This window comes from uncultured Sphingomonas sp. (genome assembly GCF_964243315.1).
Taxonomy (GTDB): domain Bacteria; phylum Pseudomonadota; class Alphaproteobacteria; order Sphingomonadales; family Sphingomonadaceae; genus Sphingomonas.
Genome location: NZ_CAXTEM010000021.1, coordinates 16,588 through 36,428, shown reverse-complemented (window position 1 = coordinate 36,428; position 19,841 = coordinate 16,588). Strand labels below are relative to the sequence as shown.

At 67.3% G+C, this 19,841-nt stretch carries 20 protein-coding genes and 1 riboswitch; of the genes, 12 read left to right on the top strand and 8 right to left on the bottom strand.

Features of this window, described 5'->3' with window-relative positions:
* The first annotated feature begins 1 nt into the window (after position 1).
* Complete coding sequence (locus tag ACFE77_RS08470; protein WP_375421205.1) at positions 2–871, top strand: DMT family transporter; 870 nt, start codon at positions 2–4, stop codon at positions 869–871.
* Between the two features lie 364 nt (positions 872–1,235).
* Here ACFE77_RS08470 and gcvPB read toward each other — a convergent pair whose 3' ends face one another.
* The 5 genes from gcvPB to ACFE77_RS08445 form a co-directional block, all read right to left on the bottom strand.
* The gene (gcvPB, locus tag ACFE77_RS08465; protein ID WP_375421195.1) at positions 1,236–2,870 is read right to left on the bottom strand and encodes an aminomethyl-transferring glycine dehydrogenase subunit GcvPB; all 1,635 of its coding nucleotides are present in this window, start codon (positions 2,868–2,870) and stop codon (positions 1,236–1,238) included.
* Positions 2,867–4,225 carry an aminomethyl-transferring glycine dehydrogenase subunit GcvPA gene (gene gcvPA, locus ACFE77_RS08460; RefSeq protein WP_375421204.1) on the bottom strand — a complete coding sequence of 453 codons (1,359 nt, stop codon included), beginning with the start codon at positions 4,223–4,225 and terminating at the stop codon, positions 2,867–2,869. Before gcvPA ends, gcvPB begins: the two co-directional genes overlap by 4 nt.
* Positions 4,226–4,273: 48 nt before the next feature.
* A complete protein-coding gene (gene gcvH, locus ACFE77_RS08455) occupies positions 4,274–4,645 on the bottom strand; it encodes a glycine cleavage system protein GcvH (RefSeq protein ID WP_375421194.1) in 372 nt (123 codons plus the stop codon).
* Between the two features lies 1 nt (position 4,646).
* Complete coding sequence (gene gcvT, locus ACFE77_RS08450; protein WP_375421193.1) at positions 4,647–5,810, bottom strand: glycine cleavage system aminomethyltransferase GcvT; 1,164 nt, start codon at positions 5,808–5,810, stop codon at positions 4,647–4,649.
* A gap of 171 nt (positions 5,811–5,981) precedes the next feature.
* A riboswitch (glycine riboswitch) is annotated at positions 5,982–6,070 on the bottom strand.
* A gap of 79 nt (positions 6,071–6,149) precedes the next feature.
* Positions 6,150–6,788, bottom strand: a complete 639-nt coding sequence (locus tag ACFE77_RS08445) for a hypothetical protein (RefSeq protein WP_375421192.1) — start codon at positions 6,786–6,788, stop codon at positions 6,150–6,152.
* Between the two features lie 131 nt (positions 6,789–6,919).
* Between ACFE77_RS08445 and ispH the strand changes: the two genes are divergently transcribed.
* The 3 genes from ispH to rnhA are packed head-to-tail and all read left to right on the top strand — an operon-like array spanning position 6,920 to position 9,273.
* Entirely contained in the window at positions 6,920–7,876 is a 957-nt protein-coding gene (gene ispH / locus ACFE77_RS08440; protein WP_375421191.1) for a 4-hydroxy-3-methylbut-2-enyl diphosphate reductase, read from the top strand.
* Entirely contained in the window at positions 7,877–8,827 is a 951-nt protein-coding gene (gene thrB / locus ACFE77_RS08435) for a homoserine kinase (protein ID WP_375421190.1), read from the top strand.
* A complete protein-coding gene (gene rnhA, locus ACFE77_RS08430) occupies positions 8,824–9,273 on the top strand; it encodes a ribonuclease HI (protein ID WP_375421189.1) in 450 nt (149 codons plus the stop codon). Before thrB ends, rnhA begins: the two co-directional genes overlap by 4 nt.
* On the opposite strand, the gene ACFE77_RS08425 is transcribed toward rnhA, so the two are convergent.
* Together ACFE77_RS08425 and ACFE77_RS08420 are read right to left on the bottom strand one after the other, a co-directional pair.
* Positions 9,270–10,349, bottom strand: a complete 1,080-nt coding sequence (locus tag ACFE77_RS08425; protein WP_375421188.1) for an NAD(P)/FAD-dependent oxidoreductase — start codon at positions 10,347–10,349, stop codon at positions 9,270–9,272. The genes rnhA and ACFE77_RS08425 overlap by 4 nt on opposite strands.
* Positions 10,346–11,305, bottom strand: coding sequence for an alpha/beta fold hydrolase (locus tag ACFE77_RS08420; RefSeq protein WP_375421187.1), 960 nt, complete (start codon positions 11,303–11,305; stop codon positions 10,346–10,348). The genes ACFE77_RS08425 and ACFE77_RS08420 overlap by 4 nt, the downstream gene beginning before the upstream one ends.
* A 48-nt stretch (positions 11,306–11,353) precedes the next feature.
* Between ACFE77_RS08420 and ACFE77_RS08415 the strand changes: the two genes are divergently transcribed.
* Genes ACFE77_RS08415 through ACFE77_RS08380 form a run of 8 tightly spaced genes read left to right on the top strand, consistent with a single transcriptional unit; the run spans position 11,354 to position 19,027 of the window.
* Positions 11,354–11,830: a prepilin peptidase gene (locus ACFE77_RS08415; RefSeq protein ID WP_375421186.1), complete on the top strand. Its 477-nt coding sequence runs from the start codon at positions 11,354–11,356 to the stop codon at positions 11,828–11,830.
* A gap of 50 nt (positions 11,831–11,880) precedes the next feature.
* Complete coding sequence (gene cpaB / locus ACFE77_RS08410; protein ID WP_375421185.1) at positions 11,881–12,945, top strand: Flp pilus assembly protein CpaB; 1,065 nt, start codon at positions 11,881–11,883, stop codon at positions 12,943–12,945.
* Position 12,946: 1 nt separating this feature from the next.
* A complete protein-coding gene (locus ACFE77_RS08405) occupies positions 12,947–14,575 on the top strand; it encodes a type II and III secretion system protein family protein (protein WP_375421184.1) in 1,629 nt (542 codons plus the stop codon).
* Positions 14,576–14,592: 17 nt separating this feature from the next.
* Positions 14,593–15,228, top strand: a complete 636-nt coding sequence (locus tag ACFE77_RS08400; RefSeq protein ID WP_375421183.1) for a CpaD family pilus assembly protein — start codon at positions 14,593–14,595, stop codon at positions 15,226–15,228.
* Position 15,229: 1 nt separating this feature from the next.
* On the top strand, positions 15,230–16,513 hold the full coding sequence (locus tag ACFE77_RS08395; protein ID WP_375421182.1) for a CpaE family protein: 1,284 nt from the start codon (positions 15,230–15,232) through the stop codon (positions 16,511–16,513).
* Between the two features lie 48 nt (positions 16,514–16,561).
* A complete protein-coding gene (locus tag ACFE77_RS08390; RefSeq protein WP_375421181.1) occupies positions 16,562–17,533 on the top strand; it encodes a type II secretion system F family protein in 972 nt (323 codons plus the stop codon).
* 9 nt (positions 17,534–17,542) lie between these two features.
* On the top strand, positions 17,543–18,532 hold the full coding sequence (locus ACFE77_RS08385; RefSeq protein ID WP_375421203.1) for a type II secretion system F family protein: 990 nt from the start codon (positions 17,543–17,545) through the stop codon (positions 18,530–18,532).
* Positions 18,533–18,586: 54 nt separating this feature from the next.
* Positions 18,587–19,027, top strand: a complete 441-nt coding sequence (locus ACFE77_RS08380) for a hypothetical protein (RefSeq protein ID WP_375421180.1) — start codon at positions 18,587–18,589, stop codon at positions 19,025–19,027.
* Here ACFE77_RS08380 and ACFE77_RS08375 read toward each other — a convergent pair.
* On the bottom strand, positions 19,017–19,559 hold the full coding sequence (locus ACFE77_RS08375; RefSeq protein WP_375421179.1) for a PEPxxWA-CTERM sorting domain-containing protein: 543 nt from the start codon (positions 19,557–19,559) through the stop codon (positions 19,017–19,019). The two genes, ACFE77_RS08380 and ACFE77_RS08375, sit on opposite strands and share 11 nt — an antisense overlap.
* Positions 19,560–19,841 lie beyond the last annotated feature (282 nt).

Below are 19,841 nucleotides of genomic sequence, written 5' to 3'. Positions count from 1 at the left end.
GATGCGCCTGACGTCCGTGCTCGTCTTCGCGGCGATGAACGTCTGCATCAAGCTCGCCGAACGCGGCGGTGCTAGCGTGTCGGAGATCCTGTTCTTCCGCCAGTTCGGTGCCTGCCTGCTGGTCGCCGCGGTGATCGCCGCGGGGCCGGGGCGGCGCTCGGTCGCGACCACGCGGCTGCCCGCGCACGTCCTGCGCGCGGTCGTGGGGCTGACCGCGATGGCGTTTACCTTCAACGGCATCGTCGCGCTGCCGCTCGCGGAGGCGACGACGATCGGCTTCACCGTGCCGATCTTCGCGACCATCCTCGGCGCGCTGGTGTTGCGCGAGCCGACCGGCTGGCACCGTTGGCTGGCGGTGGCGACCGGCTTCGCGGGGGTGCTGATCGTCGCCCAGCCGAGCGGCAGCCACTTTCCTTTATGGGGCGCGGGCTGCGCACTGGCCGGCGCGTTCGGCACCGCGATGGTGACCATCCTGCTGCGGCGGATCGGGCGAACCGAGAGCGCGCTGACGACGGTATTCTGGTTCTCCGCGCTGTCGGTGCTGCCGCTGTCGCTGCTCTACGCCGGCGCGGCGCAGGCGCACCCCGTCGCCACCTGGTGCTGGCTCGCCGGCGTCGGCGGGCTCGGCGGGCTCGCGCAGATCGCGATGACCAACTCGCTGCGGCTCGGCCCGGTATCGGTCGTGGTGCCGATGGATTATTCGAGCTTGCTGTGGGCGACGCTGTTCGGCTGGGTGGTGTTCGACGTGCTGCCCGCGTCGGCGACCTGGCTGGGCGCGCCGATCATCGTCGCCAGCGGCCTCTACATCGTCTGGCGCGAACATATCCGCCGCCGCGTGCTTACCGAGGATGCGACCGCCGCGAGTGGGTAACGGGTGCTCCCAGTCGGAAATGGCCAAGGCGCAGCATGCTACTCACGACCGCACGCACCACCCCGGCGGAGGCCGGGGCCCAGTCGGGAAGGCCGTTGTAACGGTGTGGTGCGGTCAGCCACGATCGTCTCCACCTGGGCCCCGGCCTTCGCCGGGGTGGAGCAAGTGGGAACATCAGCCGCTTCGCGGGCCGCACTCCGACTTGTGCAGGGACAAGCCGGCATCGCAGCCGCTGTCCTACATCACAGCGCCCGTGATACTTTCCCGCAGCTTGCCCAGACAGCCCGCTCTTTGACATCGCCGGCCCAACCCTCGCACACGCGTATTGGTGCGACTCTTGTGACTCTTCGACCCCGCGGCTGCGCTATTCCGCCGCCTCCGCGAGCGGCCGTTCCTTCCACACCAGCACCGGCTTGCGCGCCGCCATCGTCTCGTCCAGCCGGCTCCGCGGGGCGAAGTGCGGCGCCGACTTCAGCGCCTTGTCGCCGGCCTTCGCCCGCTCCGCGACCGATCGCAGCGCGCCGATGAACTGGTCGAGCGCGGCCTTGCTCTCGGTCTCGGTCGGCTCGATCAGCATCGCGCCGTGCACCACCAGCGGAAAGTACATCGTCATCGGGTGATAGCCCTCGTCGATCAGTCCCTTGGCGACGTCGATCGTCGAGAAGCCGGCGGCGAGGCCGTCATCGCTGAACAGCGCCTCGTGCATGCACGGGCCGCTATGCCCGAACGGCGCGACTAGCGTGTCGTCGAGCGAGCGGAGCACGTAATTGGCGTTGAGCACCGCATCCTCCGCTACCTGGCGCAACCCATCGGCGCCATGGCTGAGGATGTAGGTCAGCGCGCGGGTGAACATCCCCATCTGGCCGTGGAACGCGGTCATCCGGCCGAAGGTGAGCGGATGCTCCTCGCCCGCGGTCTCTTCCTCGACCAGCGTGAAATGCCCGTCCGCATGGCGCGCAGTGAACGGCAGCGGCCCGAACGGCGACAGCGCCTCCGACATCACCACCGGACCCGACCCCGGCCCGCCGCCACCATGCGGGGTCGAGAAGGTCTTGTGGAGGTTGATGTGCATCGCATCGATACCGAGGTCGCCTGGCCTAACCCGGCCGACAATCGCGTTGAAGTTGGCGCCGTCGCAATAGACGTAACCGCCGATCGCATGGACCGCGTCGGAGATCGCCTTCATGTCGCGTTCGAACAGCCCGCAGGTGTTCGGGTTGGTGATCATCACCCCCGCCACGTCTGGCCCAAGCCGCGCCTTCAGCGCTTCGGTGTCGACCCGCCCCTCACTGGTGGCGGGAATATCCTCGACCTGGAATCCCGCGAACGCAGCGGTCGCCGGGTTGGTGCCGTGAGCGCTCTCGGGCACGAGGATGATCTTGCGATGCCCCTCGCCACGTGCCTCCAGCGCCGCTTTGATCGCAAGGATCCCGCACAATTCGCCATGCGCGCCCGCCTTGGGGCTCATCGCGACCCCGTGCATGCCGGTCAGCGTGATCAGCCACTGTGCGAGTTCGTTGATCACGCCGAGCGCACCCTGCACGGTATCGACCGGCTGGAGCGGGTGAATGTCGGCGAAGCCCGGCAACCGCGCCATCTTCTCGTTCAGGCGCGGATTATGCTTCATGGTGCACGATCCGAGCGGAAACAGCCCGAGGTCGATCGCGTAATTCTGCCGCGACAGCCGCGTATAATGCCGCACCGTCTCCGGCTCCGACAGGCCGGGCAGGCCGATCGGCGCCGACCGGAACAGCCCACCGAGCTTGTTCTCCTGCGAAAGCAGGAGCCCAGAGTCACGGTCGTCGCGCTCGGTATTCTGGGTTCCTGCGTTCGCAGGAACACGGAGACCATCGAAATCCACCCCCGTCGTCTGATCGTCCCCGATCTCGAAGATCAGCGCTTCCTCCAGCATCAATGCCTTGCTGCCGGTCGATGTCGTCGCCCGGCCGTCGCCCTGCACCGGGGCGCCGGGGCGCCAGCCGCTTGCGTTGATCGTCATGCCAAAATCTCCTGAAGCGCCGTCGCCAGCGTCTCGACATCCTCGGGGGTCGTCGTCTCGGTCACCCCGACGACCAGTCCGTTCGCGATTCCCGCCTCGCCAGGGTAAAGCCGCCCCAGCGACACGCCGGCAAGGATCCCGCGATCGGCGAGCGTCCGCACCACCGGCCGCGCTTCGCTCGGCAGTTCCAGCGTAAATTCGTTGAAGAACGCGTCGTTGACGACCCGCACGCCCGGCACCTTCGCCAGCCGCTCCGCCGCCGCGATCGCTCCCTGGTGGTTGATCGTGGCGAGCGTCCGCAGCCCCTTCTCGCCCAACAGCGTCATATGGACCGAGAAGGCCAGCGCGCAGAGCCCGCTATTGGTGCAGATGTTCGACGTCGCCTTTTCGCGACGGATATGCTGCTCGCGGGTCGACAGCGTCAGCACGAAGCCGCGACGGCCGTCTGCATCGACGGTCTCGCCGCACAGCCGGCCGGGCATCTGCCGGACGTATTTCTCCTTGCAGCCGAACAGCCCGACATAGGGTCCGCCGAACTGCAGTCCGACGCCGATCGACTGACCCTCGCCGACGACGATGTCCGCGTCCATCTCGCCCGGCGACCGCAGCGCGCCGAGCGCCACCGGCTCCGTCACCACCGCGATCAGTAGCGCCTTATGCTCGTGGCACTTCGCCGCGAGTGCCGACAAGTCGGCGACCCGGCCGAGGATATCGGGATATTGCACGACGACGCACGACGTATCGTCGTCGACCTGATCGGCGAGCGTTGCGAAGTCCGTGTCCGGGCCGAGCACCGGGACTGCGGTCTCGAGTTGGTCACCGGTGAACTTAGCCATCGTCTTCGCGACCGACACGTAATGCGGGTGCAGCCCCGCCGACAGGATCGCCTTGCCGCGCCGTGTGATCCGCCGCGCCATGCCGATCGCCTCCCAGCACGCGGTCGAGCCGTCGTACATCGATGCGTTGGCGACATCGGTGCCGAGCAGCCGCGCGACCTGCGTCTGGAACTCGAACAGCATCTGCAACGTGCCCTGCGCGATCTCCGGCTGGTACGGCGTATACGCGGTCAGGAACTCGCCGCGCTGGATCAGGTGATCGACTGACGCCGGCACATGATGCCGATAGGCGCCGCAACCGAGGAAGAACGGCGCCTCGCCCGCCGCTAGGTTCTGCCGGGCGAGCGCGGACATGTGGCGTTCGACCGAAAGCTCGCTGGCATGCATCGGCAGGTCGCGAATCGGCCCATCGAGCCGGGCCTCCTCCGGCACGTCGACGAACAGGTCGTCGATCGACGATGCCCCGATGACGGCAAGCATCGCGTCGCGATCGGGCTGGGTAAGCGGCAGGTAACGCATCATGTGATCTCCCCCCTCCGCTTGCGGGAGGGGTTGGGGAGGGAAGTGTCAGAGCTTCTCGACGAACGCCGCGTAGGCCGCTTCGTCCATCAACGAACCGAGCTCGCCCGTATCCGACAGCGTGATCCGAAAGAACCAGCCACCCGCTTCCGGATCGGTATTGACCAGCGCAGGTTCGTCGGTCAGCGCGGCGTTGCCTTCGACGACGACCCCCGACACCGGCGAGTAGACGTCGGACGCGGCCTTCACCGATTCGACCACCGCCGCCTCGTCGCCCTTGGCGATCTGCTTGCCCGCTTCGGGGACGTCGACGAACACGATGTCGCCCAGCTGGCTCTGTGCGTATTCGGAGATTCCGACCGTGCCGACATCGCCGTCGACGTCGATCCACTCATGGTCTTCGGTAAAATAACGGCTCATCTCACTTGCCTCCTGCTCGGACATAGCGGTGGGTAACGAAGGGCATCTCGGCGACCGTCGCGTGGTGGACCTTGCCACGCTGGGCGATCCGCACGACGGTGCCGGGAACGGCGAGCGCGGCGGGGACATAGGCCATCGCGATCGGCGCACCGAGCGTCGGCGCGAAGCCGCCGCTGGTTACCTTGCCGATATCGCTGTCGTCGTCGTCGACAACCGCGGCGCCTTCGCGGACCGGCTGGCGACCCTCGACGATTAGCCCGACGCGCTTAGCCACCGGCCCCTGCTCGCGCTCCATCAGGATACGCGTGGCGCCCGGGAAGTCCGCGCCCTCGCGACGACGCTTGCTGCCGATCGCGAAGCCGAGCCCGGCCATGATCGGCGTGACCTCGGTATCGAGATCATGGCCATAGAGCGGCAGGTCCGCCTCCAGCCGCAACGAATCGCGTGCGCCGAGACCGATCGGCTTCACCTCAGGCTCGTCCGCCAGCAGCGTCGCGATCTGCTCCGCCGCGTCTGCGGGAATCGAGATCTCGAACCCATCTTCGCCGGTATAGCCCGACCGGCTAATATACGCGTCGACGCCGGCGATCGCGAACCGCCCGCCGCGCATGAAGGTAAGCGCCTCGAGCGGATGATCGCCCGTGACGTGGCGCTTCAACACCGCGAACGCCTGCGGTCCCTGCAACGCCAGCAAGGCGCGGTCGTCGAGATGGTTGATCGTGATCGCGTCGGGCAGGTTCTCGCGAAGATGCGCCAGATCGTCATATTTGGTCGCGCCATTGACGACCATGTAGATCCCACCCGGCCAGCGCGAGATCATCAGATCGTCGAGGATCCCACCGCCCTCGTCGAGCAGCAGCGAATAGCGTTGCGCGCCGAGCGCGAGGCCCTTCACATCGGCGGGGATCAGCGCCTCCAGCGCGTCGTCCAGCCCCTCGCCCGACAGCAGCAGCTGGCCCATATGACTTACGTCGAACAGTCCCGCGGCTTCGCGGGTCCACAGATGCTCGGCCATGATGCCGTCATACTGGATCGGCATCTCATAGCCCGCGAACGTCACCATCCGCGCACCGCGCGCGCGGTGCCACGCGTCGAGCGGCAACAGCTCGGTCTCGGGTGCGACGTAATCGTCGGCTTGGTCGATGAGTTTGCTGTGGTCGCTCATGCCGGCTCTCCGTCGAAGGGACGACCGCCTTCGGGCCCTTGGACCCGGCAACGATCGATACCCCCTCTGTCACGGGAACCTGAGAGCTTTCGCCGGGACGCCTGAAGCGTCGCGGCTTACCCCTTCGGTGGGCGGGCCCTGCAAGGGCCTGCCGCTTTCCAGAGTGTCGATCCGGCCCGCGCGGTCCGTTTGCCTGAGAGATTCCGGGGTGGTTGCTCCTTCGGCGGCCCATCTACTGGGCTCTCTCCCGCGCGTTCCCATGCCGGTTGCCCGGCATCGACGGGTCAGGCTCTGGCGTGCTCGCTCGACCGAGTCAATCGGTCATCGGGGCATCCCGCATCAACGCGTCGCGTTATACTTCAACTGGTCGTTGGTGAGCTGAAAACCGACCAGTGCCTCGAAGCTCGCGCGCAGCACCGCCTCGCGGACTTCGGGACGCGACAACGGGTCCACCGCCGCATCCTGATCGCCTGCCTTGCGGCGCTTGGTCAACTGGTTGCGGACTTCCTGGCTCAACGTCGCCGCGGTGCGCGTGATCTGGGTCGAGGCGGTGCCGCTGGTGTGCGCACGCTGCTGACCGGCGTCGAAATGCACCCCGACGCGCCCGATCCGCTTAGCGACGACGGCATTGCCGCCGCGAACCACGGTGATGAAGTACGGCAGCGTCAGGTCGCGGGCGGCTTCCGCACGGGCGCGGCGCGCATCAACATCGAAGGTCACCGTGGTCACGATCTGATCGCCCGCATCGTTGCAGGTCGACCGAAGGTTGCTGATCGTTGCGGTCACGTCGATCGCGTTGGCATCGGTGCTGGTGGCGGGATCGAACAAGGTGATGTCCCCGGTGCCCGCCGGCAGCGCTACCGCCGGGCAGGCCGATCGAACCGCATTGATGCCGCCGGTCGCGTCGATGTCTCCCTTGCTGGAGCACCCGGCGAGGACGAGCGCGAGGGCGGAGCAGCCGATCGGGATGATTTTCACGGAAACGCGTACCTTTTCGAACGGCCTCGGCCGGGCGTGGGAAGCAGCGAGGACCCGCCGCTCCACTCGTGCGCGGCATCATAGGAACCGGCTTCACCCCGCGCAAGCAATCGCGTAGAGCCGCACCCATCATGGCATTGACCGAGAAACCCGTCCTCGACCTGCTGATCGCCGCGCCCCGTGGCTTTTGCGCCGGGGTCGACCGCGCGATCCGCATCGTCGAACTCGCGATCGAAAAGCACGGCGCTCCCGTGTTCGTGCGGCACGAGATCGTCCACAACAAGTTCGTCGTCGACAGCCTGAAGGCCAAGGGCGCGGTCTTCGTCGAGGAACTGAACGAGGTGCCCGATGGCGCACCCGTCGTCTTCTCCGCGCACGGCGTGCCGAAATCGGTGCCGGCGGAGGCGCAGGGCCGCGGGCTCGATTATCTCGACGCGACCTGCCCGCTGGTCTCCAAGGTCCATCGCCAGGCGGAACGGCTGGTCGCGAGCGGGCGGCACATCGTATTCATCGGCCACGCTGGGCATCCCGAGGTGATCGGCACCTTCGGCCAGGTTCCCGCCGGGTCGATGTCGCTGATCGAAACCGTCGCCGATGCCGAAACATTCGCCCCTGCCGATCCCACCAATTTGGCCTTTCTGACCCAAACCACGCTGTCGGTCGACGACACCGCAGAGGTCGTGCGTACGTTGCAACACCGCTTTCCCGCCATGCAGGCCCCGCGCGGCGAAGACATCTGCTACGCCACCTCCAACCGTCAGTCGGCGGTGAAGGCGATCGCGGCGAGCTGCGACGCCTTGCTGGTGATCGGCGCCCCCAATTCGTCGAATTCGGTACGCCTGGTCGAGGTCGCCGAGCGCGAGGGCACGCCGGCGCGGCTGATCCAGCGGGCCGCCGATCTCGATTGGGCCTTCCTCGACGGCGTCGCCACGCTCGGCCTCACCGCCGGCGCCTCCGCGCCCGAGCTGCTGGTCCGCGAACTGGTCGCGCGGCTCGCCGAGCGCTTCGACATCCGCGAGCGCGAGGTCGAGACCACGCGCGAGACGATCGCCTTCAAGCTGCCGCGCGGCCTCGACGCCGCTGCGTAGATGGCGGTCTATACCCATGTATCGGCGGAGGCGCTGGGCGCGTTCCTGTCGCGCTACGATCATGGCGAGCCGATCTCCGCAAAGGGCATCGCGGAAGGAGTCGAGAACTCCAACTACATGGTCGACACCACGCGCGGCCGCTTCATCCTGACGCTCTACGAAAAGCGCGTTGCCGCGGCCGACCTTCCGTTCTTCATGGCGATGCTCGATCACCTCGCCGACCGCGGCAATCTCGTCCCCCGCGCGCTTGCCGATCGCGAGGGTACGCTCATCCAGACATTGGAAGGCCGCCCCGCATGCCTCATCGAGTTCCTTAAGGGCGTATCGGTCTCGTTCCCCACTCCGGCGCAGGCGCATGCCGCGGCGGTGGCGATGGGCAGGATGCACCGCGATCTCGCCGATTTCACCGGCACGCGCCCGAACGCACTCGGTGTGGCAAGCTGGCGCCCCTTGCTGGAGCGCTGCGGCCGCGATCTCGACACGATCGCCCCGGGCTTGTTCGACCGCGTCGATGCCGCGCTCGTGTCGGTCGAGGCCGATTGGCCCGCCGACCTGCCGGTATCCGCGATCCATGCCGATCTCTTTCCCGACAACGTCCTGATGCTGGGCGACCGCGTCACCGGGCTGATCGACTTCTATTTCGCGTGCACGGAGATACGCGCCTATGACCTCGCGGTGCTGCACGGCAGTTGGGCGTTCGATGCCACCGGAGCGCCGCTCGATCCGGCGGTCGGGAACGCGCTGATCGAGGGCTACGCCAGCGCGTTCCCGATCTCGGCCGCGGAGCGTGCCGCGCTGCCGGTGCTGGCGCGCGGCGCGTGCATCCGTTTCCTGCTGACCCGCGCCTGGGATTGGCTCAACACGCCGGCCGATGCGCTGGTAACGCGCAAGGACCCGCTCGCTTATCTGCGGCGGCTCGATGCTTACGAATCCGGAACTCATTTCGCATGACCGATGTCGAGATCGCCACCGATGGCGCCTGCAAGGGCAACCCCGGCCCGGGTGGCTGGGGCGCGGTGTTGCGGTTTGGGGGGGCGGAGAAGGAGTTGTCGGGCGGCGACCCCAATACCACCAACAATCGCATGGAGCTGACCGCCGCGATCGAGGCGCTGAACGCGCTTGTGCGGCCATGTTCGGTCAAGCTGTCGACCGACAGCCGCTACGTCATGGACGGGCTGACCAAATGGGTCGCGGGGTGGAAGCGCAACGGCTGGCGCACCGCCGACAAGAAGCCGGTCAAGAACGCCGAGCTATGGCACGCGCTGATCGCCGCGGCGGAGCGCCACCAGATCGAATGGATCTGGGTGAAGGGCCATGCCGGCCACCCCGACAACGAACGCGCCGACAAGTTGGCGAGCGACGCGGCGGTGGCAGCGACGCCGGGGCGGCGGGCTTAGAACCGCCGGGGCGAATACTGCTCCAGATCGATCCCCGCGATCGCGGCATCCGGCGTGCGACCCAGCAGCAATGCCGCCGCCACCATTGCCGCGGCGGGAGCGGTCTGGATCCCGAAGCCGCCCTGCCCCGCGCACCAGAAGAACCCCGCGACCTGCGGGTCGAAGCCGTAGACCGGGCGCCGATCGGGCGCGAAGCTGCGCAAGCCTGCCCAGCGGCGCTCGACTGCTGCGACCCGCCAGTCGACGACCCCTTCGAAGCGGTCGATCGCGATCGCGACGTCGAACTCCTCGGGCTGCGCATCGCCCGCCTCCGCGGGGCTTTCGTCGTGCGGGCTCAGCCACAGCCGCCCGCCCGCCTCGGGCTTGAAGTAGAAGCGGCCGCCGATGTCGGCGACATGCGGCAGGCGATCGGGTGGCGAAGGGTCGGTACGTAGCTGGACCATCGTGCGTCGATAGGGGGTGATGCCGATCGGTGCGGCGCCGGCAATTCGCGCCACGGGGTCTGCCCATGCGCCCGCAGCATCGACCAGGATTGCCGCCTGAAACACGCCTGCGCGCGTGGTCAGCGTCCAGGCGCCATCACGGCGTTCCGCCGCCTGCAACGCCGCGTCAGTGACCAGCTTCGCACCCCCACGCCGCGCGGCCGCCAGTGCAGCGGCGTGGAGTGCAGCGACATCGATATAGGCGCAGCTCGGCTCCCAGACGCCTAGCGTCCACGGCGCGCGAAGGCCGGGTATCGTCGCCGCGGGATCGACGCGCTCCAGAACGACGCCGCTGTTCGCGAACGCCGCGAGGAAGGCATCGACGGTGGCTTCGTCCGAGGCCGTGCCGATGTGCAGCGAACCCAGGGGCGAGAGGAAGCCACCCGCATCGAAGGCCCCGCGCGATGCGCTCGTCAGCGGCTGGATCGCGGGGCCGCCATAGGTTTCGGACCAGAAGGCCGCGGATCGTCCGGTGGCGTGGTAGCCGGGCGTTTCTTCCGACTCGAGCAATAGAACCCGCGCGTCGGGGACCAGTTCGGCGGCGAGCGTCGCGCCTGCGATCCCGGCGCCGATGATGGCGATGTCGTAGATCACAGCGCCGGCGCCCGTGCGTCGAGGAAGGTGTCGATCGCGGTCAAGGCGCGGTCGCGGACGCCATCGGCTTCGCGCAGGATCTCGTGCGCCGATTCCGCGCCGAACCGGATCACCTCGACCACCGGCAGCGCCGCCGCGACCGCGAGGGCGGCGTGCGGATCGACCAGCGCATCGGCATCCGCGACCAGCATCAGCACCGGCGTTGCCGTCGAGCGAAGCCGCGGATCGGCCCGCTGCCGCCGCGTCGATGCGAACGCCTCCACCAGCCACGCCCAGCTCGGCGGACCGAGGCGCAGCGTCGGCACCGCGCCATACCAATAAAGCTCGTCGTCGTAGCGGGACTTGTCCTTGGTCAGCAGCGGCTGGCGATCGATCGCACCCGGCCGCTCATGGCCCTTCCACGCCGGCCGCGTGGCGTCGCCCAGCCCACCCATGACCCGCGCCAGTCGCTCTCCCCATGTCGCGCCGACCGGCGAGCGCAGGCCGAGCATCGGCGCGACCAGCACCGCCGCATCAGGATGGATCGCGCCTTCGACGATGGCGCGCAGGACGAGGTGTCCGCCCATCGAATGCCCCATCACGACGTGCGGCCCCGGTGTCGTCGCGCGCCACCCGCGCCACAGGGCACTTAGGTCGTCGACGAACGGCGCGAAGCTCGACGCGTGGCCGACATGCGGGTCCGCGGTCGTGCGCCCCGAGCCGCCTTGTCCGCGCCAGTCGAACGACGTCACCGTCCACCCGGCATCGTGCCAATGGGTCATCGCCTCCAGATACTTTTCGATGATGTCGCCGCGTCCGCCCTGGAACAGGATCGCACCCCGCACCGCACCCACCGGCGCAGGCCAATCGAGGCGGCGCAGCGCCCATCCGTCGGGCGCGATCCATGTCGACAGGACCGCGTCCGTGGGCAGCGCACGGCGGAAACGGGCCGGATCGGACGTGCTTGGATCGTTCATCGTCATCATGGTTACGTTTTCGAAAGCGCCGACGTCTACGACGACGCGATGGTTTGGAACGATTATCTCGGCGCCTTCGCGATCGTCGCCTTGGCGTCGCTGCTGTTGTCCGCGGGTGTCCAAGACATCCGTACCCGCGAAATCGCCAATTGGAAGAGCGGCGCGATCGTCGCGCTCGCGCCGCTCTGGTGGCTTGCACACGGACTGTCGCTCTACCCCGATGTCGCGGTCCAGATCGCACTCGCCGCGGCGGTGCTCGCGATCTTCTTCGCGGCGTTCGCGATGGGGTGGATGGGCGGTGGCGACGTGAAGCTGATCGCCGCGCTCGCGCTGTGGCTGCCGGTCGACGCCTTCATGACGATGTTGATGGTGATGTCGATCGCGGGCGGCATCGTGACGCTGGCGATGATCGTCGAAGGAAAACTGCGCCGCGCGGGCGGTGCGATCGAGGTTCCGTACGGTGTCGCGATCGTCTTCGCGGCGCTGATGTCCATCCGCGAACCGATTTTTAACCGTTTTCTGTGAAATGCTTAATGCCGGATCAACCGACGGCGCTCCGAAAGGCCCGATGAGACATGGATAGTCGCAAGATAATGCTGCTGGCAGGCGCATTGATCGTCGCCGCCATCACGGCATTCTTCGCCCGCACGCTCATCGCCGGGAGTGCGACACCGCAGGCCGCCGCAGCGGGCGTCGCCCCGATCGACGGGCCCGAAGTGCTGGTCGCCACGCGCGCGCTGCCGGTCGGCACGATCCTCGACGCAACCGCACTGAAGTTCCAGCCCTGGCCGAAGGAGCTGGTCGACGGCGCCTATTATCTGAAGGCGCAGACCGACCTCCGCGCGCTGCAGGGCACCGTCGTGCGCAATGCCATCACTGCTGGCCAGCCGCTCACGCAGGGCGCGCTGGTCAAGCCCGGCGACCGTGGCTTCCTCGCCGCCGCGCTCGGCCCGGGCATGCGCGCGGTTACGTTCCCCGTCTCGGCCCAGACCTCGGTCGCGGGCTTCGTATTCCCGGGCGATCGCATCGACGTGGTGCTGACCTCGAACGTGCCGGGCGGCGGCGACGGCATGCCGCTGAAGGTGTCCGAGACGGTGATGCGCAACGTCCGCGTCCTCGCCACCGACCAGCGCACCGACAATACCGTGGGCGAAGACGGCAAGACCGTCGTTCGTACCTTCGGCAGCGTGACCGTGGAGGCTACCCCCAAGCTCGCCGAACAGCTCGCGGTCGCGCAGACGCTCGGCTCGCTGTCGCTGTCGCTCCGCTCGATCGCCGACAACAATGCCGAGCTCGAGGAAGCGATCGCATCAGGCCGCGTGAAGGTTCCCGCCAACGGCGATGCACGGGCGGAACAGGCGATGCTCGTCCAGCTCGCCAGCCAGCCGGCCATCGGCCGGTCCACCTTCGCTACCGGCGCCGACGTATCGCGCTTCCAGCGCAGCACCGTGCCAGGCCGCCCGCCGAGCGCAGCTATCGCACCGATCATCGATGGGCCGACCGTTCGCGTCGCACGCGGCAACAGCACGGAAGTCGTGCCCGTCGGTGCCCGTAACAAGAACATGGTCGTCACCGCGGCGCCGCCAGCACCCAGCATGCACGGCGATGCGGCACCCAGCCCGGTCCAGGGGAACAACTAAGATGCGCATCTCCTTCGCCCCGATCGGCACGCCATTGGCCGTGGCACTCGCCGCCGCCGCAATGGTCGCCTCGGGCGCCGCGCCCGCCCAGTCGAGCAAGACTCCACAGGTCCGCTCGGGATCCTCGCTGTTCCAGGTCAACACCGGCCGTGGTCGCCTGATCACGCTGGCGCGCCCGATGTCCGACGTGTTCGTGGCCAATCCCGACATCGCCGATGTCCAGGTACGCTCGCCCACCTTGCTCTACGTGTTCGGCAAGAAGACCGGCGAAACGACGATCTCCGCAACCGCCAAGAGTGGCGCAGTGGTCTATTCGACGACCGTCCGGGTCGGCGACAATTACGATTCGATCGGATCGATGCTAAAGCTGGCGATGCCCGACGCCAAGGTCGTGGCGACTCCGATGAACGGCCTCGTGCTGCTCACCGGCACCGTTGCCGGACCCGAAGATGCGGCCGAGGCCGAACGGCTGGTGCAGGCCTATGTCGGCGAGTCCGTGAAGGTCCTGTCGCGGCTGCGCACCGCGACGCCGCTCCAGGTCAACCTGCAGGTCCGCATCGCCGAGGTGAGCCGCAGCTTCGTCAAGAACATCGGATCGAACCTCACCAGCCGCGACACCACGGGCGGTTTTCAGTTCGGCGTCCAGAGCGGCAACGCCGGAACGATCGCCAACGCCAGCACGGCGGGCCTCCCCACCGTCGACGTGTCGAGTTCCTATGGCCTTCCCGCCAATTCGGTGCGGCTGCCGTTCGATCCCTATAGCGGCAAGCTGTCGAACCCCAACGCGGTGCAGAACACCTTCAAACAGGGTGCGCAGCGCACCACCCTCGGCCTCGCCGGCCGGCTGCTCGGCCTCGACCTGCTCAGCACGATCGATCTCGGCGAGACGCTCGGGCAGGTCTCGACGCTCGCCAACCCCAACCTGACCGCCCTGTCGGGCGAGACCGCGACCTTCCTGGCCGGCGGTGAGGTTCCGATCATCATCAGCCAGGGGTTCGGCGGGCAGAGCGTCGAGTACAAGCAATATGGCGTCAGCCTGGCGTTCACGCCGACGGTCTTGTCCGACGGCCGGATCAGCATGCGCGTCCGCCCCGAAGTGTCGCAGCTCACCGCGGCCGGATCGGTGACGATCGGTGGCTCGGTCATTCCCGGACTCAGCACGCGCCGCGTCGAGACCACGCTGGAACTCGGATCGGGCCAGAGCATGATGATCGGTGGCTTGTTGCAGAACCAACACGACAATTCGATCGACAAGACTCCGGGGCTCGGCGACGTTCCAGTACTGGGCGCGCTGTTCCGCTCAAACGGCTGGAAGCGCAACGAGACCGAGCTGGTCGTGATCATCACGCCCTATCTGGTCAAGCCGGTCGACAATATGGGCGACATCGCGCTGCCGACCGACGGCTATCGGGCACCGAGCGATCTCAGCCGCGTGCTGATGGGCAAGATCGGCGACGGGGTGAGTGGCGCCCGCCGGCCCGTACCGACGATGGCGACCGAGACCGCGCCGCCGACGATCGGCGCCAACGCCCCCGCGCTCCCCGCTTCGGCGGCCGAGCAGCGCAGCCAGGTCGCCGACAAACCCAAGTCGAAGAAGGGTGCGACCCCCGCGCCCGGCTTCTCCAACTGATCCGAGGTCAAGCCACGATGATCAAGCGTACGCTCCTCCTCGCCTCGCTGTTCCCGGCCATGCTGGTCGCGGGTTGCATGGGCACCCAGAACCGCGGACTGGAATCGGTTCATCAGCCGGTGGTGTCGCGTAGCGACTATGCGCTCGACCTGGCGACCGCGCGCGGCGGGCTTGCAGTCGGCGAACGCCAACGGCTGACGGGCTGGCTCGATTCGATGCATGTGAGCTTCGGCGACAAGGTGGCGATCGACGATCCCGCGCGCGAAGGCGCCCGGGCACGCGGCGAAGTCGCCGGCGTGGTCGCGGGCTATGGCCTGTTGCTCAGCAGCGAAACGCCGATCACGGCGGCGGCAGTCACGCCGGGTTCGATCCGCGTCGTGATCAGCCGCATGCGCGCGTCGGTCCCCGGTTGCCCCGACTATAGCCGCAATTCCAGCAACGAGTTCGACAGCAACACCTCGTCAAACCAGGGTTGCGCGGTCAATTCGAACCTCGCGGCGATGATCGCCCGCCCGGAGGATCTCGTCCACGGACGCGCCATCCAGCAGGGCGAGGATCCGGCGGTGTCGCGCAAGGCGATCGATGCGTACCGCGACGCTGCGACGACGGGCAAAGGGAACATCGTGAAGGCCGAAAGCTCGAAGGGCAACTAAGATGAACGCACCCTGGAAATCCGTCGGCGCCGGCACCCGCGAGCCCTTCGTCGCCTACGTCTGCGACGAGACCACGGCAGAGGCGATCCGCCCGATTGCGGCCGAGCTCGGCTGGTCGCTCGACAAGATCAACAAGGGCGGGTTGCGCAATGCGATCCAGTCGCTGTCGGTTTCCGCCTCGCCGCTGATCCTGTTCGTCGATCTCGCCGAATCGGGCGATCCGCTCAACGACATCAACGCGCTCGCCGAGGTCTGCGAGCCCGGCACGGTGGTGATCGCGTCGGGGCAGGTCAACGACGTCCGGCTGTACCGCGACCTGGTCGCCAGCGGGATCCAGGATTACCTGCTGAAGCCGCTTCATCCAGACATGCTGCGCGAGGCGTTCAGCCATGCGCAGGCGATGCTCAACGCGCCGAAGCTCGCCGACGCGGTGGTCGACCGGCCGCATTTCTCGACCGCGGTGATCGGCGCGCGCGGCGGCTGCGGCGCCTCCACGATAGCGACGTCGCTCGCCTGGCTGATGTCCGACCGCGAGAAGCGCGCCACCGCGCTGCTTGATCTCGACATCCATTTCGGCACCGGCGCGCTGACGCTCGATCTCGAGCCCGGCCGCGGCCTGACCGATGCGATCGAGAACCCGAGCCGCATCGACGGGCTGTTCATCGAACGCGCGATGGTGAAGGCGTCGGAGAAGCTCGCCGTGCTGTCGGCGGAAGCACCGATCAACTCACCTTTGCTCACCGACGGCACCGCCTTCTACCAGTTGCAGGAGGAGATGCGGGCAGCGTTCGAATGTACGATCGTCGATCTGCCGCGCGGCATGCTGGTCCAGCACCCGCATCTGATCAGCGATGTCCAGGCGGCGGTGATCGTCACCGAACTCACGCTGGCGGCGGCGCGCGACACGATCCGGCTCCTGTCGTGGCTGAAGACCAACGCACCGCAGACCAACGTCGCGGTGCTCGCCAACAAGATGCATGCATCGGGACAGCCGGAGATCAGCCGCAAGGATTTCGAGGGATCGATCGAGCGCAAGATCGACTTTGTCGTGCCGTTCGACGTCAAGCTGGCGTCGCAGGCGGCGAAGCTCGGCAAGCCGCTGGCGGAGGCGGGCAAGAACGGCAAGACCGTCGCCCAGATCGTCCAGCTGGCGCAGCGGATCCTCGACACCGGCGAAACCGCCGCGACCGAGGCGGGTGGCGGCAAGCCCGACGCCAAGGGCAAGTCGCTGATCGGCAAGATGGGCCTCGGCGCGCTGCTGTCCAAGCGGCCGGCCAAGACGTGATCGCCGCCGTGAGCCCCGCGGGCGACAAGACCGGACACGGGTGAGCCGATGGACCTGATGACGCTCCTGCTGATGTCGACCGGCGCGCTCGCCGTGCTGGGCATGATCATGTTCGCGTTCGCGGGCCCCTCCCCGGCGCGCGCGCAGACCCGCCGGCTGACCGCGGTGCGCGCGCGGCATGTCGAGGGCGTGGTCGTCACCGACGCGCAGCTGCGTCGCGTGAAGGCCAATCACAAGACCGCGGCGGATCTCGCGGTGGGCCGGCTGCTGCCGAATCCGGCCTTGCTGGCGAAGCGGCTGGCGATGACCGGCAAGCCCTGGACCGTCGGTAAATACGGCATGGCCAGCCTCGGCATCCTCGTGGTCGTCGCGCTGCTGCTTTGGCTGAAGGGATTGCCGCTGCTGCTCGGCATCTTCCTCGGGCTGTTCGCGGGCGCGGGGCTGCCGCATTTCGTCGTCGGCTACATGATCAAGCGCCGGATCGCCAAGTTCACCGCCAAGTTCCCCGACGCGATCGAGTTGCTGGTCCGTGGCCTGCGCTCGGGCTTGCCGATCACCGAGACGATTTCGGTCGTCGCGACCGAAGTCGACGGCCCGGTCGGGGTCGAGTTCAAGATGGTGTCGGACAAGATGAAGATCGGCCGGTCGATGGATGCGGCGTTGCAGGACACCGCGGACCGGCTCGGCACGCCCGAATTCCAGTTCTTCGTCATCACCATCGCCATCCAGCGCGAGACCGGCGGCAACCTCGCCGAAACGCTCGCCAATCTGGCCCATGTGCTGCGCCAGCGCGGCCAGATGAAGCTGAAGATCAAGGCGATGTCGTCCGAATCGAAGGCATCCGCCTACATCATCGGATCGCTGCCCTTCATCGTGTTCGGCATGATCTGGATGATCAACGACACCTACATGCAGGGCTTCTTCGCCGATCAGCGGCTGATGGTCGCAGGCATGGGGGGCATGGTGTGGATGTCGCTCGGCGCGTTCATCATGTCACGCATGATCAACTTCGAGATCTGAGGTAAGATGATGGGCCAGACGGCCGGACCGACGATCCTCGGGGTCGATGTCATCCTGGTGGCGACGATGTTGTCGGGCGTCGCGGCGTTCGCGGTGCTGCTCGCGATCTACGCGATCATGACCGTCCACGATCCGATGGCGAAGCGCGTGAAGGCGCTGAACGACCGTCGCGAACAGTTGAAGGCCGGTATCACCGCGTCGACCAAGCGCCGCGCCAAGCTCGTCCAGCGCAACGACACCGCCGACCGGATGCGGACGATGCTGTCTTCGCTGAAGGTCTTGCAAGACAGCCAGGTGAAGGCCGCGCAGATCAAGCTGCTGCAAGCCGGCATCCGGTCCAAGGACTGGGCGGTCGCGGTGATCTTCGGGCGGTTGGTGCTGCCGATCGTGTTCGGCGGGCTGATGCTGTACGTGGTCTACGGCACCGATATGTTCGCGGACTATTCCCCGCTCAAGCGCTACGGGATCGTCGCGGTCAGCTTCCTGCTGTCCTACAAGGCGCCCGATTTCTACCTGAAGAACAAGATCCAGAAGCGGTCGGACGCGATCCGCAAGGGGCTGCCCGACGCGCTTGATCTGCTGGTGATCTGCGCCGAGGCGGGCCTGACCGTCGACGCCGCATTCCACCGGGTCGCCCGCGAACTTGGCCGCGCCTATCCCGAACTGGGCGACGAATTCACGCTGACCGCGATCGAACTCGGCTTCCTCACCGAACGCCGCCAGGCGTTCGAGAACCTCGCGCAGCGGGTCGCACTCGACGCGGTGAAGGGCGTGGTCACGACCATGATCCAGACCGAGAAATACGGCACCCCGCTCGCGTCGGCGCTACGCGTGCTGTCGGCCGAATTCCGCAACGAACGGATGATGCGCGCCGAGGAGAAGGCCGCGCGTCTGCCCGCGATCATGACGGTGCCGCTGATCCTGTTCATCCTGCCGGTGCTGTTCATCGTCATTCTCGGGCCTGCAGCCTGCTCGATCTCCGACGCTTTCAAGAACTGATCCGGAGCCAAAGCCGCGCCACGTCGTTGAGCCTGCGTAACAGGAGGTTCGACGATGCTCTTCACCACCCCGACCCAATTCGCGGCACTGATCTGCCTGTTCGTCGCCGGCTGGCTGCTGGGGCTCGCCAGCCACCCGGGCGGGCGCAAGTGGAAGGACCGCTACCTCGCCGAGCGGGACGCGCATGCGGGCGTCCGCAAGGACAGCGACGCGCGGGTCGCCGACGCCGATCGCCGGATCGCGGAGTTGGAGCGTGAGAATGCGCGCCTCGCCAGCGCCCCGCCGGTCGCTGCCGCTCCGGTTGCTGCCGCACCGGTCGCAGCCACGCCGATGACCGCAGCCCCGGTCGCAACGCCCGTGTCGGATCCGGTGATCGAGCGCCGCGAGACGGTGGTGGCGCCGAGCAGTCGCATCGGCACCGCCCGCCGCGTCGTCCGCACGCCCGGTGAACGCCGCGGCTGGTTCGACTTCGGCGGCCCTTCGATCAACCGCTGACGATAGCGCCCAGGTTGGAGCACGCACGCCGGCGGCGCAGCGCTCCGCCGGTCAACGCAAAGCCGACGATCATCATCGCCCAGGTGGCGGGTTCGGGCACCGCGTCGGCGATCCGTTCGACCGTGACTCTCGTGAAGCCGAAGGCATCATTCGGGCCCCGAGAGGTAGCCAGCGTATAGCCGAAGTTCGCGCCGTCAAGTTCGTCACGCACGAAGAATAGCTGGAACCCGTCGGTTCCCACCGATGGGGCCGCCAAAGGTTGGAGCACCACCACTCGTCCGCCGATCAACGTCTGCACCCCGACCAAAGCCGCCGTGAAATTGGTGCCACCGACAGTAAGATCGAACGCGAGAACGCGGCTTGCGATGTCGTCCTCATCAATCGCCAGTGTCGTCGTTCCGCTGAACGACGTGATCGGACCTTCGGTCGTCGCAGAGAACCGATAGGATTCAATGATAATGGCGGCGCTTGCAGGTTGTGCTGGCAAGCAAACCATAAGCATAGCAGCGCAAGACGACAGTAAACGATGCATCCGGGACTCCGATCTGGACAAGCAGATCGGCGACAGTAGGCGTTTTGTCCAGTCCCGCTGCATTTATGCGGTCACTACTTAGATTCGGACGATTTCAAGTGGCACCAGCCACTCTCGCCGTCATCCCCGCGCAGGCGGGGATGACGGGGTGGGTCAGTGGCAGGTCATCCCACTCCAGAGTCGCTCGCGAACAGGTGACGCCCCTGCCCTTCAATGGAGGGGCTGGGGGTGGGGCCTATCCGCGAGCGATGCGCTTGCGGCACTACCGAACCCAGTGTCGGG

What these genes read in the sequence shown, in the direction of transcription:
- ACFE77_RS08380 (WP_375421180.1), top strand. Translation starts at nt 18,587, where the DNA reads ATGCTCTTCACCACCCCGACCCAATTCGCGGCACTGATCTGCCTGTTC.
- ACFE77_RS08470 (WP_375421205.1), top strand. Translation starts at nt 2, where the DNA reads ATGCGCCTGACGTCCGTGCTCGTCTTCGCGGCGATGAACGTCTGCATC.
- ACFE77_RS08395 (WP_375421182.1), top strand. Translation starts at nt 15,230, where the DNA reads ATGAACGCACCCTGGAAATCCGTCGGCGCCGGCACCCGCGAGCCCTTC.
- gcvPA (WP_375421204.1), bottom strand. Translation starts at nt 4,225, where the DNA reads ATGCGTTACCTGCCGCTTACCCAGCCCGATCGCGACGCGATGCTTGCC.
- gcvT (WP_375421193.1), bottom strand. Translation starts at nt 5,810, where the DNA reads ATGAGCGACCACAGCAAACTCATCGACCAAGCCGACGATTACGTCGCA.
- rnhA (WP_375421189.1), top strand. Translation starts at nt 8,824, where the DNA reads ATGACCGATGTCGAGATCGCCACCGATGGCGCCTGCAAGGGCAACCCC.
- ACFE77_RS08415 (WP_375421186.1), top strand. Translation starts at nt 11,354, where the DNA reads ATGGTTTGGAACGATTATCTCGGCGCCTTCGCGATCGTCGCCTTGGCG.
- ACFE77_RS08375 (WP_375421179.1), bottom strand. Translation starts at nt 19,559, where the DNA reads ATGCATCGTTTACTGTCGTCTTGCGCTGCTATGCTTATGGTTTGCTTG.
- ACFE77_RS08385 (WP_375421203.1), top strand. Translation starts at nt 17,543, where the DNA reads ATGGGCCAGACGGCCGGACCGACGATCCTCGGGGTCGATGTCATCCTG.
- ACFE77_RS08400 (WP_375421183.1), top strand. Translation starts at nt 14,593, where the DNA reads ATGATCAAGCGTACGCTCCTCCTCGCCTCGCTGTTCCCGGCCATGCTG.
- ispH (WP_375421191.1), top strand. Translation starts at nt 6,920, where the DNA reads ATGGCATTGACCGAGAAACCCGTCCTCGACCTGCTGATCGCCGCGCCC.
- ACFE77_RS08405 (WP_375421184.1), top strand. Translation starts at nt 12,947, where the DNA reads ATGCGCATCTCCTTCGCCCCGATCGGCACGCCATTGGCCGTGGCACTC.
- thrB (WP_375421190.1), top strand. Translation starts at nt 7,877, where the DNA reads ATGGCGGTCTATACCCATGTATCGGCGGAGGCGCTGGGCGCGTTCCTG.
- gcvPB (WP_375421195.1), bottom strand. Translation starts at nt 2,870, where the DNA reads ATGACGATCAACGCAAGCGGCTGGCGCCCCGGCGCCCCGGTGCAGGGC.
- gcvH (WP_375421194.1), bottom strand. Translation starts at nt 4,645, where the DNA reads ATGAGCCGTTATTTTACCGAAGACCATGAGTGGATCGACGTCGACGGC.
- ACFE77_RS08390 (WP_375421181.1), top strand. Translation starts at nt 16,562, where the DNA reads ATGGACCTGATGACGCTCCTGCTGATGTCGACCGGCGCGCTCGCCGTG.
- cpaB (WP_375421185.1), top strand. Translation starts at nt 11,881, where the DNA reads ATGGATAGTCGCAAGATAATGCTGCTGGCAGGCGCATTGATCGTCGCC.
- ACFE77_RS08420 (WP_375421187.1), bottom strand. Translation starts at nt 11,305, where the DNA reads ATGAACGATCCAAGCACGTCCGATCCGGCCCGTTTCCGCCGTGCGCTG.